The sequence below is a fragment of the Vibrio sp. QJM3NY_26 genome, from assembly GCF_057786005.1.
Map to the genome: position 1 here is coordinate 3,148,623 of NZ_CM173515.1, position 16,446 is coordinate 3,165,068.

Genomic DNA, 16,446 nt, shown 5'->3' on the forward strand with positions numbered 1-16,446 from the left:
TGAACCAACAAAAAAGGGTTGATATGAATTCATATCAACCCTTTTTTTATATCTACATCTGAACGAACTCAACTCTAAACTCGAGTGCTAAGCCGCTTTTTCCAATTGAGTTCGGATAGCCTCAGCCAGTTGCTCAAAACGCCCCTTTAGCGGAGAGCCCGGTCGGTAGGCAACAACAATGCGACGTGAAGGTGTTGGATTCACCGCTGGCACGTAACACACGCCATCTTTCTGTTTTTCCTTTGGAACCGATAACTGAGGTAACAAGGTAATACCCGCCCCTGCCGCTACCATGTTACGCAGCGTTTCTAAGCTGGTCGCTTTAAAGCGTTCATCATCTTTTGCACCCGCAGCAAAACAGAAGCCCAAGGCTTGGTCTCGTAAGCAATGACCATCGCCCAGTGCAAGTACGGTTTGTCCATTTAACTGCAGCATATCGACAGCATCCTGCTGTGCCCATTCATGATCACACGGTACGGCAACGCTTAATGGCTCGTCATAGACATCAATCTCTTTGAACGCCGCCGTTTCATCTACCGCAGCCAGCACCAAGCAATCAAGTTTGCCATCTTCTAACTGGCTCACTAACTGATGTGTCTGCGCTTCGTGCAGGTAAAGCTCAAGATCGGGGAAACTCTCTTTTAGATAAGGAATGATCTTAGGCAAAATGTACGGGCCAACGGTCGGGATAAAACCAATATGCATCGGCCCCGTCATCGCTTCACCGTGTCCACTTGCCATATCTTTAAACGTCTTTACCTCGTTGAGAATGCGCTTGGCTTGCTCAACAAGTTGTAAACCTGATTCTGTAAATATTACCTTCCTTGGGCTACGCTCGGTTAACTGAAGTCCAATTTCATCTTCCAGTTTGCGTATTTGACCGCTCAATGTCGGCTGACTTACAAAGCACGCTTCTGCTGCTTTTCGAAAATGTTTGTGCTCAGCGAGCGCCACCAAGTATTCAAAGTCACGAATGTTCATGCTCAGTCTCTTACCTCAGGTTTTAATAAGAACAAGGGTTTTAATAGAAACATTTAAAAGAAAAATGCTCTTGATAGAATTTACCTATCAAAACCATAACATCAAACGATTAGAGCTATCAAAGGATTTATCTAATAATGGGCTCAACGAAACGAAACAGAGCAAAGAAAAACGTTAAGCTCTGATAGAACAAAATTAAAATACTATTTAAGGAAATCAATATGTTTGCATCTAAAGAAGGTCAATTAATCCCTCAAGTAACATTCCCAACTCGCCAAGGTGATGCATGGGTTAACGTAACGACGGAAGAGCTATTCAAAGACAAGACAGTTATCGTATTCAGCCTACCAGGTGCGTTTACACCAACATGTTCTTCAAGCCACCTACCTCGTTACAACGAGCTGCACTCTGTATTCAAAGAAAACGGCGTTGATGACATCCTTTGTGTTTCTGTAAACGACACGTTCGTAATGAACGCATGGAAAGCAGACCAAGAAGCTGAAAAAATCACATTCATCCCAGATGGCAACGGCGACTTCACAGACGGCATGGGTATGCTAGTTGAGAAAAACGACATCGGCTTTGGCAAACGTTCATGGCGCTACAGCATGCTGGTTAAAAACGGCGTGGTAGAAAAAATGTTCATCGAAGAAGACGTACCAGGCGACCCGTTCAAGGTTTCTGATGCTGATACTATGCTTAACTACCTTGCTCCTGAACACAAAGAGCAAGAGTCAATCACAGTATTCACTAAGCCAGGCTGTCCTTTCTGTATGAAAGCAAAGCAGAACCTAATCGACAAAGGTCTAAACTACGAAGAAGTGGTTCTAGGTAAAGACGCAACAACAGTAAGCCTACGTGCAATCTCTGGTCGCACTACCGTTCCTCAAGTATTCATCGGTGGCAAACACATCGGTGGTAGCGAAGAACTAGAAACTTTCCTAGGTTAATCACTTAGTCGCTAATAAACGCTTAGTGATTAAATAACCTAAGTAATTAAATAGCTTAGTAATACCAGCTAACCCACCCTCTTGTGGGTTAGCTATTCCAAACCACTCTTATCTGAGCTTTGGAAAAGAATATAGCTCGTAGCTCGCAAACCTAAGAGTCACAAGCTAAACCTAATAAAACAGAATCACAAAACTGACCCGCAATCCTGACTCTCAAAAAACCACCAGAGTTGGAGGGGTTCGTTCACACTAAATTAAGCCATTGCGAGAAAATTATTATGAAACAAGTCAATGTAGATGTAGCAGTTATCGGGGGCGGTACAGCAGGTCTAGGTTCTTACCGCGCTGCAAAAGCACACACTGACAGTGTCGTGATGATTGAAGGCGGCCCTTACGGTACAACCTGTGCTCGTGTTGGTTGTATGCCATCTAAACTGCTTATTGCAGCAGCTGAAAGCGTACACCAAATCGAGAAAGCTCCGGCTTTTGGCGTTCACCCACAAGGTGATATCGTGATTAACGGCCGTGAAGTGATGGACCGAGTGAAGTTTGAACGTGACCGTTTTGTTGGTTTTGTTTTAGAAGGTGTTGATGAAATCCCAGAGCAAGACAAGATTTCTGGCTACGCAAAGTTCTTAGACGACAACACGCTACAAATCGATGACCACACGGTTGTCACCGCTAAGCGTATTGTTATCGCGACCGGCTCTCGCCCTGCATACCCTGCAGTTTGGAATGAGCTTGGTGACCGCCTGATCATTAACGACGACGTGTTCAGCTGGGATGATTTACCGGAATCAGTCGCAGTATTTGGCCCTGGTGTGATTGGTCTTGAGCTTGGTCAGTCACTGCATCGCTTAGGTGTGAAGACCAAACTGTTCGGTTTGGGTGGTCAAGTTGGCCCAGTAACCGACCCAGAAATCATGGCGTATGCAGATAAAGCCTTCAATGAAGAGTTCTACCTTGATGCTGACGTGAAAATCGAAAGCATGAAGCGTATTACCACAGAATCAGGTGAAGATCGCGTCGAAATCCAGTTCATCAATAAGCAAGGTGAACTAGAAACTAACGTCGTTGAATACGTACTGGCAGCAACAGGCCGTCGTCCTAACACTGATAAGCTTGGCCTAGAGAATACCTCTCTAGAACTTGATGAACGTGGTGTGCCAATCGCCGACCACTACACGCTACAAACATCGTTACCATCGGTATTTATTGCCGGAGATGCAAGCAACCAACTGCCTCTACTGCATGAAGCAGCAGACCAAGCACGTATTGCGGGTGATAATGCAGGTCGCTTCCCTGAGATTCGCGCAGGCTTACGCCGCTCTAAAATCTCTGCGGTATTCTCTGACCCACAAATCGCGATGGTTGGCGAAACCTACAAAGAGATCACAACTCGCTTAGGCACATGTGGCTGTTTCGCAACCGGTGAAGTGTCTTTCGAGAACCAAGGTCGTTCACGAGTGATGCTACGCAACAAAGGTATTCTGCACGTTTACGGCGAGCAAGGTACAGGCCGTTTCCTTGGTGCTGAGATGATGGGACCAAACGCAGAACATTTGGCTCACTTATTAGCATGGGCACACCAGAAAAAGATGACGGTTTCTGAAATGTTGGATATGCCATTTTACCACCCAGTAATTGAAGAAGGTGTACGAACAGCGCTACGTGACCTGAATGCGAAACTGCACCTTGGTCCAGAGATGGTGAAACACTGTCTAGATTGTGGCCCTGGTTGTTAATCTCAGGTCGTTGCAAAACTAGCAGTTTGGTCTATTAACAGAGACTAGGCACTAAAAAGGAAAGCCATTGGCTTTCCTTTTTGTTTTTGGCGACGAGCATCGTCATTCCAGAACCGAGGGACGAGGTATCTGGAATCTCTTGAAGCCATTGCTTGTCGCTAAAGGCTTAGCGATTACTTCTCAGCAGCAATCACAGAGATCTCAACAAGTAGCGCTTCGCGAGCCATATCACCCGTCACACATGCGCGAGCTGGAGCGTGACCTTCTGGAACCCATGCATCCCAAACTGCATTCATTTCTTGGAAGTCTTTCATGTCTTTCAAGTAAATCGTTGCTGACAGCATGTGTTCTTTGTCGCTACCCGCTTGCTCAAGTAGGGCTTCCACTTTATCCAGCATCGTTTGTGTTTGTTCTGTGATGTCTTTGGTTGCATCAGCACACACTTGGCCACATAGGTAGATAGTGCCGTTGTGTTTAACAATACGGCTCATGCGTTGTTTGGTTTCTTGGCGCTCAATCATCGACTTTCTCTCTCTGTGTCACCGTGATCCAATATCTTGTGACGTGTTATTATCAAGGCAACAAGCATAACGCGAATCAAACCCAAGATGACATGCATTCATTGCAATAAAAGTGAAAAAATTCGTAACAAACTCGGCCGCTGCCAGCGCTGCATGAATCAGCTGATGGTGTTGTCGATTTTAAGTTGGGGAGCATGGTGGTTGTTTTTCAAAGAAGACCCAAAAACCATCAATGCCATCGCTTTGATGATGGCCGCTTTCGCATTCAGTGGCTTGCTGTCGTTACATTGGATAATGAAGTTTGTCGTGCTGCCTTTAAGGAACAAAAAGCGCTAACAGAGAGACTTTGCTAGATAAGTGATAAAGACTAGATAAACGATAAAGGCTAGATGCCCAATTAAATGACCCAACTTAGCAAGCCATCATCATTTCCCAAACAGCAGATAGAAAAAAGCCCCAGAACCAATCGATTCTAGGGCTTTCTTAGAAAATTCTAAGAAAAAGCAGTGGTACTTTAATAGACCGGACTTTTCTTAATTTGTTCCCAAAAAAGATCAATTTTTTGATCTTTTTTTTAGGGGCTATAAAATCAATGCTTTATGCAACATTAACCTTAGCGATGATCTGCTCTACCAAGTTCACTTCCAAGGCCACTTCATCACACGCGTGTTGACGAGGACACTGGTCACAATCTTTCAGCACCTTCTCAGGCAGCAGAGATTTTGATGTCGGTAAGAAGTCATGCTTCATAAAGAACTCTGGAGTACGAGTCAGTACAAACACCTTCTTAATGGCCATTTGTCGTGCTTTATCAACTAAGTGCTGCACAATCGCGGTACCCTGCCCTTGACCTTGCCACCCAGCCTCAACACCGAGCGAGCGAATTTCCGCTAAACCAGAGTCATACACATAGAGTGATGCACAACCGGTCACCTCACCATGATGCTCTGCGACAGCAAACGAGCCAATATCACGCACCAGTTCATTACGAGAACGAGGTAGGTTTTCACCCATATTCGCCCAGTAGGCCACCATGCCTTCCAACGCTTCAATATCCGTCAGACGAGCAGGACGAACCTTCACGATGGAAGTGTCACGCTGTGATAAACGCTTCTCAGCTTGGTCAACCGCGTAAGCCACTTGCTGTGGTGATACACCGCCTAGCGCGCTACGTTTTTCAAGACACGATTCAATGGTCAGGATGTCATACACATCCTCTTCAATCACCTCAGAGAACTCTTTCATCTCTGCGATGGTTAACTCTTCTAATGCACAGCCTTTAGCAATCGCCGCCACTACCGTCACACCAACAATATGGTGAGCTTCACGGAAAGGAATGCCTTTCGCTACTAGGTAATCAGCCAATTCAGTTGAGTTCGCGTAGCCTTGTTTCGCTGCTTCAAGTGTACGTTCGCCGTTCACTTTAATGCCGTCAAAACAAAGAGCAGCCATTTCCATACAATCATTCCAAGTGTCTAAAGCGTCGAACAGACCTTCTTTATCTTCTTGCATGTCTTTGTTGTACGCCAAAGGCAGGGCTTTCACTGTCATCATCATTGCGGCTAATGAACCATAAACACGGCCAGTTTTGCCACGGATAAGTTCGAGCGCATCCGGGTTTTTCTTTTGTGGCATCAGAGATGAACCTGACGTCACGGTATCCGCTAACTCGATGAAGTTCGATTCACCTGAGTTGTAGAAAATCATATCTTCTGCAAGACGTGAAAGGTGAAGCATTGAAATAGAAGCGATCGACATCAGCTCCATCACATGATCACGGTCAGAAACTGAATCTAGAGAGTTGCGCGTTGCACGACGGAAACCTAAGTTGTGAGCTAACTCTTCACGGTCCATCGGGTAAGCGGTTCCTGCAAGGGCACCAGAACCCAGCGGACATGTATCTAGACGCTTAATCGCATCATTCAAACGCGAGTAATCACGCTCAAGCATTTCAACGTAAGCCAAGCACCAGTGAGCAAAAGTTACCGGCTGAGCACGTTGCAAGTGAGTGTAGCCAGGAAGCACGGTTTCTTGATGCTGAGAAGCGACATTCACCATTTGGCTTTGCAGACGATCAAGCGCTAACAGCAGCTGATTACCTTGTTGACGACACCAAAGTTTAAGGTCAGTCGCTACTTGGTCATTACGAGAACGGCCAGTATGCAGTTTTTTGCCCAAATCACCGACTTTGCCGATAAGTTGCTGCTCAACCCAGCTGTGAATATCTTCAGCATCAGAACGTAAAATCTGTTCAGGATCTTCCATCACCTCGAGTTTTAGCTCGTTCAGTGCAAGCTCTAGTCTTTGCTGTTCTTCTTCTGTTAGAACGTTGACCGATTGTAGAGCCTTTGACCAGGCAATAGAGCCCACAATGTCTTGCTCAGCCAATCGGTAATCAAAACGAAGAGAATCGTTAAAATCTTTGAACCGGGTGTCTGCTGCTTGGGTAAATCTACCGCCCCATAATGCCATTGTGTATCTCCTAATTGCACAGTGCTCACTGTTTTTGCAAATGATAATTCTGATTAAGATTCAGTATTTTTCTGATGGTTTAAACTTACGGCAATTCAAAATGAAAATAAAGTATTAATTCATTATTTTCACATATTTATTCACCACAAGTTCATTCCATTGATTATTTTCAGCGTGGAGCGCGAATTATATGCCATTCGACAGTAAAAACCGAAGCTGATTTATTAAACAAACAGCAAGCAAAAAGCCCACTCACTAATCAATAGTAAATGGGCTTTGCATAATGATGTCTGTTTACTGGCCTTCAACCTTTCGCTAAAGGCTAGCTCACTAACTCATTGTTCGGATTACTTTTGGCTATTCAGAGCACGGATACGGCTTGATAGCGAGTAAAGACGGATGAAGCCTTCAGCGTGGCTTTGGTCGTAAACTTCATCTTCGCCAAAGGTTGCAAACTCTTCTGAGTACAGGCTGTTGTCAGAACGCTTCTGAGTCACCGTTGCATGGCCTTTGTAAAGTTTGATAACCACTTCACCATTCACGTCTTGTGCTAGCTCATCTGTTGCTGCAAGAATTGACTTACATAGCGGAGTGAACCAACGGCCGTCATATACAAGGTGAGAAGCCTTAACTCCCAGCTCTTCACGGAATTCGAATGCCGCTTTATCAAGAACCAATTGCTCTACTGCACGTAGTGCTTCCATCATGATTGTGCCACCTGGAGTTTCGTAACAACCACGAGACTTCATGCCAACAAGACGGTTTTCTACGATATCGATACGACCAACACCGTGTTTAGCACCCTTCTCGTTTAGGTAAACCAGCGCGTTGTATGGCGTCATTGTTTCGCCATCAACCGCAACCACTTCACCTTTTTCAACTTTAAGCGTCACTGTTTCAGATTCGTTTGGCGCTTGCTCTGGGTCTACAGTCCATGCCCAGCAATCTTCATCAGGGGCATTCCATGTATTTTCTAGTACGCCACCTTCTGTAGAGATGTGCCATGCGTTTGCATCACGCGAGTAAATCTTAGTTAGAGAAGCGGTACAAGGGATGTTACGCTCAGCTAGGTAGTCTAGACACTCTTCACGGCTCACTAGATCCCATTCACGCCAAGGTGCAATTACATGTAGGTCTGGTGCTAGTGCAGCAAATGCACCTTCAAAACGAACTTGGTCATTACCCTTACCAGTACAACCGTGACATAGCGCGTCTGCACCTACTTTACGTGCAACTTCAACCTGAGCTTTCGCAATGATTGGACGAGCCATTGAAGTACCTAACAAGTATTTACCTTCGTAGTAAGCACCTGTTTTAAGCGTTGGGTAGATGTAATCTGCCACCATCTCTTCTTTAAGGTCAGCGATGTAACACTCAGACGCACCAGAAGCTTTTGCTTTCTCTTCGATTCCAATCAGCTCTTCATCGCCTTGGCCTACATCAGCAACAAATGCGATAACTTCGCAGTCATAGTTCTCTTTCAACCATGGGATGATTACTGATGTGTCTAGACCGCCAGAGTAGGCTACTACAACTTTCTTTACGTTAACTTTGCTCATTTTCTTTCTCCTAGTTTCCATACTGCACATGGCGGTCAGCGTTGGAAATCACTTTAATAATTATATGTTTAATCTGTTTATCTAAATTCTTTAGTAGTAACTCGTAGTGAGGTCTACTGAGGTAAAAACTGTGTTCCTATGCTCTTACCTGCAAAAAGTTGTGTCAGCTTGTCTGGGTATCGCCAGGTTGCAACTTCAATTGGTCGTCCTAGGTCATTAGCCGCTTCTAGTGCAGCTTGTACTTTTACGATCATGCCATCGGTAATCACTTTACCTTTAATAAGGTCATCGGCTTGTTGCTGATTAAGGCTTGGAATCAGGTGGCCTTTACCATCCAATACACCACTGACATCAGAAAGCAGTACCAGTTCAGCATCAAGCGCGCCTGCAACGGCAACCGCAGCTTGGTCGGCATTCACATTCATCAGTTGGCCTTGCTCAGTCAGACCAATTGAGCTAATGATTGGCAGTGCGCCCGCATTAAGAATCGCTTGCAGAACGGTTGAGTCGCCCGGCTCCGCTTTTCCTACCGCGCCCAGTTCAGGGTTCAGTTCGCTTACTTTGCATAAACCACCATCAGCTAGGCTCAAACCAACGGCGTTGATACCGTCTTTAATAGCCTGACCTTGAAGTAGTTTGTTGGCCGTGCCTGCTAGTGCACCAGCGATCACTGGGATCTGCTCATAAGGAGTAACACGTAGCCCTTCTTTCTTAACGGTTTCGAGGTTCAACTTATTCATTAAATCATCAACAAGGTAACCGCCGCCGTGAACAATCACGATTGGTCGTTGTGCTTGTTGTTGGTAAGCTGAAATCGCACCAAATAACTTGCTAAGTGTTTCACCACAAGATAGCGCAGCGCCACCTAACTTTATGATTAATGGTTGATTATTAAGGCTCATATCTAGATTTCCTTACACTAACGCAGTTAATGGTGCAAAACCATAACGTAAATTCAAACACTGCATCGCTTGACTAGATGCACCCTTTAATAAGTTATCAATCGCTGAAACAACGATGATGTGCTGACCTTGTACCTTCCAACCTAAATCGCAGAAAGGTGTTTGTTCTACATCTTGAATTCTTGGCAATGTTTCTTCGAGTAATCTCACAGCTGGTTTACCTTGATAAGCTTGCTCGAAGGCTTCTTGTATCTGTTGTTCTGTCACACCGTCAGCTAGTTTCATGGTAATGGTCGCTAAAATGCCACGCTTAAAGTTGCCTAGGTGCGGGGTGAAAATCACATCACATCCTAGATGTACAGCCATTTCAGGTTGATGACGATGGTTGAATACACCATAAGCTTGCAGGCTTACTTCGCAGAAGCTGTTGACCATACTCGCCTTGCGGCCTGCTCCAGTGACACCACTGGTCGCGTTAATCACTGGCCATTGGTTTGTATCAAGTAGCTTTGCTTCAACCAAAGGCTTAATCGCTAATTGAGAAGCTGTTGGGTAACAACCCGCGACTGCAACAAGCTGAGCCTCTTTGATTTCTTGTTCGTTCCATTCAGCTAAACCGTAAGCAGCTTTGTCTAGCCATTGTTCGTGTTGATGTTCAAAACCGTAAAACTCTTGATAGAAGTTTTCGCCTTTAACTCTGAATGCACCCGACAGGTCGAACACTTGGCAATCGTTCTCAAGGAAGATTGGCGCTAGGTCGTGACTTACCTCGTGTGCAGTGGCTAAGAAAATCACATCAGACTGTTTAGCCACTTCTTCTGGATTCGTTAAAGGTTGCACTGGCATATCAATCAGGCCAGCTAACTTACCGTGCAGTGCAGCGATAGGTTTGCCTGCATCTACACTATTGGCTGAGACATATAAACCTGATAGCGTGAGCTCAGGGTGTCTGTTTATCATTAGAGCCAGTTCTGCTCCTGTGTAGCCGCTTGCGCCAATGACCGTGGTTTTCAACATCTCAACACATCCATTCTTGAGGTAAGTTACATTTCAAATTTGACTATTCATACTTAATTTTTAGCTTTATTTGATTTCTTATGCATTAAATATGATTTAATATGTGTTTTACCGACTTATGGTTTTCCTGTCAATAGTAGAAGTGAAGTTATTATGCAATTACCGAGTTTTCTTGAGGTCTATAAAGGCCTAATTTCCACCGACTCCATTAGCTCAACCGATCCAAGCTGGGATCATGGCAACGAGAAAGTGATCGAAAAAATGGCTCAATGGTTTAAAGACGTAGGCTTTAGTGTTGAGGTGGTAGAGGTCGAACCCGGCAAGCATAATATGGTCGCAAAGATGGGTTCTGGAGAAGGCGGCTTATTGCTTGCAGGACACAGCGATACGGTGCCATTCGATGAAGGACGTTGGAATTTCGATCCTCACGCACTGACAGAACACAACAACCGCTTCTACGGATTGGGCACGGCCGATATGAAAGGCTTTTTCGCTTTCGTTTATGAAGCTGCAAAGAAGATGGATTGGAGCAAACAGACCAAGCCGCTTTATGTATTAGCAACCTGTGACGAAGAAACCACTATGTTGGGTGCACGTCACTTCACTGAGAATGCGCCATTTAAACCGGATTACTGCATCATTGGTGAGCCAACTAGCCTAGTGCCGATTCGTGGTCATAAAGGCCATGTCGCTAATGCTGTTCGAGTAACGGGTAAGTCAGGCCACTCTTCTGATCCGGCATTAGGCGTCAACGCCATTGAGATCATGCATGAGGTGCTGTTTGCTTTAATGCAGCTGCGTGACAAGCTAGTCAAAGAATACCATCACCCAGGTTTTGCAATTCCAAGCCCTACTCTAAACCTTGGTCATATTCACGGTGGCGACAGCGCTAACCGTATCTGTGGCTGTTGTGAGCTGCACTATGATGTTCGTCCTTTACCGGGCATTAGCTTAGATGGCTTGGATAACATGCTGCGTAGCGCGCTTAAAGAAGTAGAAGCAAAATGGCCGGACAGAATTGAGATTACTCCCCTGCATGAACCAATCCCGGGTTATGAGTGCCAGCACGACCATCCATTTATTGGTGGCATGGAATCAGTTTGTGAGATTGAATCGCAAACCGTGAACTACTGTACTGAAGCACCTTTCCTTCAAGAGTTATGTCCAACCTTGGTGTTAGGTCCAGGCTCAATTGACCAAGCTCACCAACCCGATGAGTTCTTAAGCTTCGATTTTATTGACCCAACAATTGATGTTCTGAGTAAATCGATCCGTAAATATTGTTTCTAGTTATTACTTCCCTTCCAATATTTTCGTATATAAGCCACCCAAAAAGGTGGCTTTTATTCTGTTATCCCTGACACAGCCTGATCTTGTAATTAAATTTCACTTTTTCTCTAAGTTTTGAAAAATTTACTTCTCCCGCATTTTTAAACCTAATAATTGCAAACTTAGAATGCTTTATTTGACTAGATACAGCACTTTTCGCTAGATTGTGTACTTAACAAGGAACAATGGATGTAATTTTTTTACGAGGCAGGATGACAATGAACGAGAAATACGCCGCTCTCAAGAGTAACGTAAGCATGCTGGGACGCTTGCTAGGTAACACAATCCAAGATGCACATGGTGACGTTATCTTAGAGAAAGTGGAGACTATCCGTAAACTTTCCAAATCCGCCCGCGCAGGCAACAAAGCTGACCGTGACAGCCTAGTTGAAGAAATCAAAAACCTGCCGAACGAACAACTCACTCCTGTTGCTCGTGCATTTAACCAATTTCTCAACCTCACCAACATGGCAGAGCAATACCACACCATCTCTCGCCACTGTGAGGAGCATGTTTGTGAACCAGACGTGCTGCAATCTCTATTTTCTAAACTAAATCAAAATGACATCAGCAAGCTAGACGCGGCTCAAGCCGTTCGCGACCTGAACATTGAACTCGTTTTGACCGCTCACCCAACAGAAATCACTCGTCGAACCATGATCAACAAGCTGGTTAAGATCAACGAGTGTCTGTCTAAATTGGAATTAAGCGACCTATCACACAAAGAGCGCGTGAAAACAGAACGTCGCCTAGAGCAGCTTATCGCTCAAGGTTGGCACTCTGATGTGATTCGTCAGCAACGCCCGACACCACTTGATGAAGCTAAGTGGGGCTTTGCGGTTGTAGAAAACTCTCTATGGGAAGCCGTGCCTGATTTCCTACGTGATATGGATGGCCGACTAAAAGGTTACCTTGGTGAAGGCCTACCAATCGATGCACGCCCAGTTCACTTCTCATCTTGGATGGGTGGCGACCGCGATGGTAACCCATTCGTAACGCACACCATCACCAAAGAAGTACTGCGCCTATCTCGCTGGAAAGCCGCTGATCTGTACCTAGGTGACGTGAACGAGCTGATTACCGAACTGTCGATGACGAAGTGTAATGATGCCGTTCGTGAATTGGCTGGCGATGAGCACGAAGCTTACCGTGCAATCCTTAAGAGCCTACGCACTCTGCTGAACAACACGCTAGAAGTGCTTGACGCAAAACTGCATGATGCTGAAGTACCGAAGAAAGAAACACTGCAGAACATCGACCAACTTTGGACACCACTTTACGCGTGTTACCAATCGCTGCACGAATGTGGCATGGGCGTAATCGCAGATGGTTCTCTGCTTGATACCCTACGTCGCCTAAAAGCATTCGGTGTGCATTTAGTTCGTCTCGATGTTCGTCAAGAAAGTACACGTCACTCAGATGTCCTATCTGAACTGACTCGCTACCTAGGCATTGGCGATTACGACCAGTGGAGCGAGCAAGACAAGATTGCTTTCTTAACCAATGAATTAAGCTCAAAACGCCCACTGCTACCGCGCGACTGGGAGCCATCTGAACAAGTCAAAGAGGTTTTAGACACCTGTAAGGTCGTTGCTGCTCAACCTCGCGAAGCCTTTGGTGCTTATGTAATTTCTATGGCTCGTACAGCATCGGATGTGCTGGCTGTTCACTTGTTGCTGCAAGAATGTGGTTGCCCGTACCGCATGGACGTATGTCCATTGTTCGAAACGCTGGACGACTTGAACAACTCAGAAGCAGTAATGAAACAGCTAATGAGCATCGATTTGTACCGTGGCTTTATCCAGAACCACCAAATGGTGATGATTGGATATTCTGACTCAGCAAAAGATGCTGGCGTAATGTCTGCAGGTTGGGCGCAATACGACGCAATGGATAAGCTGGTTAAGGTTTGTGAAGAAGAGGGCATTGAACTGACTCTATTCCACGGTCGTGGCGGTACAGTTGGTCGTGGTGGTGCGCCAGCGCACGCTGCACTTCTTTCTCAGCCACCTAAGAGTTTAAAAGGCGGCTTACGTGTAACAGAGCAAGGCGAAATGATCCGCTTTAAGCTTGGCTTACCAGATGTTGCCGTAAACAGTTTCAACCTGTACGCAAGTGCGATTCTAGAAGCGAACCTTCTGCCGCCACCAGAACCAAAACAAGAGTGGCGCGACCTAATGGAAGTGCTGTCTCAAGTCTCTTGTGAGGCTTACCGTAACGTAGTTCGTGGCGAAGAGAAATTCGTACCTTACTTCCGTCAAGCGACACCTGAACTGGAACTAGGCAAACTGCCGCTCGGTTCTCGCCCAGCAAAACGTAACCCGAACGGTGGCGTAGAAAGCTTACGTGCGATTCCATGGATCTTCTCTTGGAGCCAAAACCGTTTGGTACTTCCAGCATGGTTAGGTGCAGGTGAAGCAATCCAATACTCCGTAGATCAAGGCCATCAAGCGCTACTGGAAGAAATGTGTCGTGAATGGCCATTCTTCTCTACTCGTCTAGGTATGTTGGAAATGGTGTACTCGAAGTGCAACATGGAAATCGCGAAGTACTACGATCAACGCCTTGTTGATAAAGAACTGCTGCCGTTGGGTGAATTACTGCGTGAACAATTGCAGAAAGACATCAAAGCCGTGCTGAATGTAGAAAATAACGAGAACCTGATGCAGAGTGACCCATGGGGGCTTGAATCAATTCGCCTACGTAACATCTATGTTGAGCCACTAAACATGCTTCAAGCAGAACTACTTTACCGTACTCGTAAGTGTGAAACACCACCAGCAGAGCTAGAAGAAGCACTAATGGTGACGATTGCAGGTATTGCAGCAGGTATGCGAAACACTGGTTAATTAGTGATTCCTACTATAACCTAATCAGCATTTACATCTAAAAAAAGAACAAAAGGTCGCCATATGCGGCCTTTTTATTTCACCAGATAACCTCTAGTAAGTATTTTGTCAGTTTTTTGGGTTATTTTGTCCATGTATTCTACTTTATGCTTATTATTTAGATATACTACTGCTCCGCTGCGGAAACACTCCAAAAAAATAATCTGCAGCAACTTGACCTATAAACTGGTCAACCTAGGTGATAAACGGCTTTGTAAGGTGACATAACCAACCGCCGAGTTGGTGCTACTTAGACATAACCAATATAACGTGCCATTAGAAGCACACTTGTTGTCTAAGTATTTGTTTACTGTTTACCATTTGGATTTCAGACATGTCATTACCACACGTAATTCTAACCGTTTTAAGTACACGCGATGCTACTGGTTACGATATCACAAAAGAATTCTCCTCAAGCATTGGTTACTTCTGGAAAGCTAGCCACCAACAAGTTTACCGCGAGCTAAATAAAATGGCTCAGAACGACCAGGTAACTTGCGTGCTTGAGCCTCAAGAAGGCAAACCTGATCGTAAAGTTTACTCTATCACTGACGCAGGCCGCAGCGCGCTAGGTGAATGGTTTGAACAACCAACTGCACACCCAACCGTTCGTGACGAGTTCTCAGCTAAGCTAATGGCTTGTGCTGTACAACCTGCTGACGCTTACCGTGTACAACTTGCTGAGCTAGTTGAAGAGTCTCGCAAACTGGTTTCTCACTACAAAGAAATCGAAGCGGCTTACTACGCAACGCCATCTACACTAGACAAGCAAGCACGCCTTGAGCGTTTAACGCTTCGTCGTAACCTACTTATCCGTGAAGCATGGATTGTTTGGGCGGACGAAGTACTGCTTGAACTTGGTGCTCTTGCTTAAGCGAAGCTAGACGCTAGACGCTAGACGCTAGACGCTAGACGCTAGACGCTAGACGCTAGAAAAGCAAAAGGCTTGAACTCTTAGAGTCCAAGCCTTTTTTGTATCTCTCGGATTTGAGATTTACAGAAAATAGCGCTTTAACAAGGCTGAAGCTTAATTACAGCGCAGCAACTTGTGGGCGAACACCTAGAGTATGGCAAAGTGCGTAGGTCATTTCTGCACGGTTTAGCGTGTAGAAGTGGAAGTCTTTCACGCCTTCACGGCTCAGCGTACGAACCATATCGATCGCTTGGCTCGCACCGACTAACTGGCGAGTTGTTGGATCATCATCCAAACCTTCGAATTGCTTCGCCATCCAGCCCGGTACTTTTACGTTATTCATCGCAGCGAAACGAGACGCTTGCTTGAAGTTAGAAACCGGTAAGATACCCGGTACAATCTCAACATCCACACCTGCCGCTACACAGCGGTCACGAAAACGTAGGTAGCTTTCTACATCAAAGAAGAACTGAGTGATTGCACGGTTAGCACCCGCATCCACTTTACGCTTTAGGTTGATAAGATCTGATTGAGCGCTTTTTGCTTCAGGGTGAACCTCAGGGAATGCCGCTACTGAGATATCAAAATCGTGGCGAGATTTAAGTAGCTCGACTAGGTCAGATGCATACATCTCTGGCGCGCCACCGCCTGCTGGAATGTCACCACGCAGCGCAACGATGCTCTCAATACCATTTGCCCAGTAATCGTCGGCAATTTGAATTAGCTCTTCACGGCTAGCATCAATACACGTTAGGTGCGGCGCTGCCACTAGGCCAGTTTGGTTCTTAATTTCTTTAATGATTGAGTGGGTACGGTCACGTTCGCCCGAGTTTGCACCATAAGTTACCGATACAAATTTTGGTTGAAGTGTTTTAAGACGGTGAACAGAGTTCCATAGGGTCTCTTCCATCTTCTCACTGCTTGGTGGAAAAAACTCAAATGACACATTGATGTTGTCAGAAAGCTCAGCGATATTCTGATTTAAAGCGTCGATATGACTAGCGTGTGTGTATCCCATCTTACTCTCCCTGTGGTAAAAGCAACCACTAAAAACTCAAATCCTTAAACGACGTTTAGACGTCTATATGTCTGTAGGATGTATTGAATACGATTTAATGTCAACAGATCCATTATGAATTTTTCTCAAGTAGATCGTGAGTAAAACTCAA

Annotated in this window: 14 protein-coding genes; 7 read left to right on the forward strand and 7 right to left on the reverse strand. The window is 45.4% G+C overall.

Features of this window, described 5'->3' with window-relative positions; all coding sequences use genetic code 11:
• Window positions 1-87: 87 nt before the first annotated feature.
• Complete coding sequence (gene oxyR / locus AC3CH4_RS14085; protein WP_019821390.1) at window positions 88-981, reverse strand: DNA-binding transcriptional regulator OxyR; 894 nt, start codon at window positions 979-981, stop codon at window positions 88-90.
• Between oxyR and AC3CH4_RS14090 the strand changes: the two genes are divergently transcribed.
• The 3 genes from AC3CH4_RS14090 (at window position 980) to AC3CH4_RS14100 (ending at window position 3,676) form a co-directional block, all read left to right on the forward strand.
• A complete protein-coding gene (locus AC3CH4_RS14090; protein WP_017080197.1) occupies window positions 980-1,159 on the forward strand; it encodes a hypothetical protein in 180 nt (59 codons plus the stop codon). The genes oxyR and AC3CH4_RS14090 overlap by 2 nt on opposite strands.
• A 43-nt stretch (window positions 1,160-1,202) precedes the next feature.
• Window positions 1,203-1,931, forward strand: coding sequence for a glutathione peroxidase (locus tag AC3CH4_RS14095; RefSeq protein WP_146456924.1), 729 nt, complete (start codon window positions 1,203-1,205; stop codon window positions 1,929-1,931).
• Window positions 1,932-2,209: 278 nt separating this feature from the next.
• The gene (locus AC3CH4_RS14100; protein ID WP_488543066.1) at window positions 2,210-3,676 is read left to right on the forward strand and encodes a dihydrolipoyl dehydrogenase; all 1,467 of its coding nucleotides are present in this window, start codon (window positions 2,210-2,212) and stop codon (window positions 3,674-3,676) included.
• A 173-nt stretch (window positions 3,677-3,849) separates the two neighbouring features.
• Here AC3CH4_RS14100 and AC3CH4_RS14105 read toward each other — a convergent pair whose 3' ends face one another.
• Window positions 3,850-4,197: a RidA family protein gene (locus AC3CH4_RS14105; RefSeq protein WP_004729674.1), complete on the reverse strand. Its 348-nt coding sequence runs from the start codon at window positions 4,195-4,197 to the stop codon at window positions 3,850-3,852.
• A gap of 87 nt (window positions 4,198-4,284) precedes the next feature.
• Here AC3CH4_RS14105 and AC3CH4_RS14110 point away from each other — a divergent pair, with 87 nt between their 5' ends.
• Complete coding sequence (locus AC3CH4_RS14110) at window positions 4,285-4,533, forward strand: DUF3624 domain-containing protein (RefSeq protein WP_029235154.1); 249 nt, start codon at window positions 4,285-4,287, stop codon at window positions 4,531-4,533.
• Window positions 4,534-4,794: 261 nt separating this feature from the next.
• On the opposite strand, the gene argH is transcribed toward AC3CH4_RS14110, so the two are convergent.
• The 4 genes from argH to argC form a co-directional block, all read right to left on the reverse strand.
• A complete protein-coding gene (gene argH, locus AC3CH4_RS14115; RefSeq protein WP_004729676.1) occupies window positions 4,795-6,669 on the reverse strand; it encodes an argininosuccinate lyase in 1,875 nt (624 codons plus the stop codon).
• 347 nt (window positions 6,670-7,016) lie between these two features.
• Window positions 7,017-8,228: an argininosuccinate synthase gene (locus tag AC3CH4_RS14120; RefSeq protein WP_009848894.1), complete on the reverse strand. Its 1,212-nt coding sequence runs from the start codon at window positions 8,226-8,228 to the stop codon at window positions 7,017-7,019.
• A 113-nt stretch (window positions 8,229-8,341) separates the two neighbouring features.
• Window positions 8,342-9,130, reverse strand: a complete 789-nt coding sequence (gene argB, locus AC3CH4_RS14125; protein WP_488543067.1) for an acetylglutamate kinase — start codon at window positions 9,128-9,130, stop codon at window positions 8,342-8,344.
• Between the two features lie 12 nt (window positions 9,131-9,142).
• Window positions 9,143-10,147 carry an N-acetyl-gamma-glutamyl-phosphate reductase gene (argC, locus tag AC3CH4_RS14130; RefSeq protein WP_372244121.1) on the reverse strand — a complete coding sequence of 335 codons (1,005 nt, stop codon included), beginning with the start codon at window positions 10,145-10,147 and terminating at the stop codon, window positions 9,143-9,145.
• Window positions 10,148-10,300: 153 nt separating this feature from the next.
• On the opposite strand from argC, the gene argE reads away from it, so the two are divergent.
• The 3 genes from argE to AC3CH4_RS14145 all read left to right on the forward strand — a co-directional run bounded on the left by argE (window position 10,301) and on the right by AC3CH4_RS14145 (window position 15,238).
• Window positions 10,301-11,437 (forward strand): acetylornithine deacetylase, encoded by a 1,137-nt coding sequence (gene argE / locus AC3CH4_RS14135; RefSeq protein ID WP_065207412.1) that lies wholly within the window; start codon window positions 10,301-10,303, stop codon window positions 11,435-11,437.
• 251 nt (window positions 11,438-11,688) lie between these two features.
• Window positions 11,689-14,325 carry a phosphoenolpyruvate carboxylase gene (ppc, locus tag AC3CH4_RS14140; protein WP_017077604.1) on the forward strand — a complete coding sequence of 879 codons (2,637 nt, stop codon included), beginning with the start codon at window positions 11,689-11,691 and terminating at the stop codon, window positions 14,323-14,325.
• Window positions 14,326-14,698: 373 nt separating this feature from the next.
• The gene (locus AC3CH4_RS14145; protein WP_065207413.1) at window positions 14,699-15,238 is read left to right on the forward strand and encodes a PadR family transcriptional regulator; all 540 of its coding nucleotides are present in this window, start codon (window positions 14,699-14,701) and stop codon (window positions 15,236-15,238) included.
• Window positions 15,239-15,395: 157 nt separating this feature from the next.
• Here AC3CH4_RS14145 and metF read toward each other — a convergent pair whose 3' ends face one another.
• Window positions 15,396-16,295, reverse strand: a complete 900-nt coding sequence (gene metF, locus AC3CH4_RS14150) for a methylenetetrahydrofolate reductase (protein WP_004729683.1) — start codon at window positions 16,293-16,295, stop codon at window positions 15,396-15,398.
• Window positions 16,296-16,446: the final 151 nt, after the last annotated feature.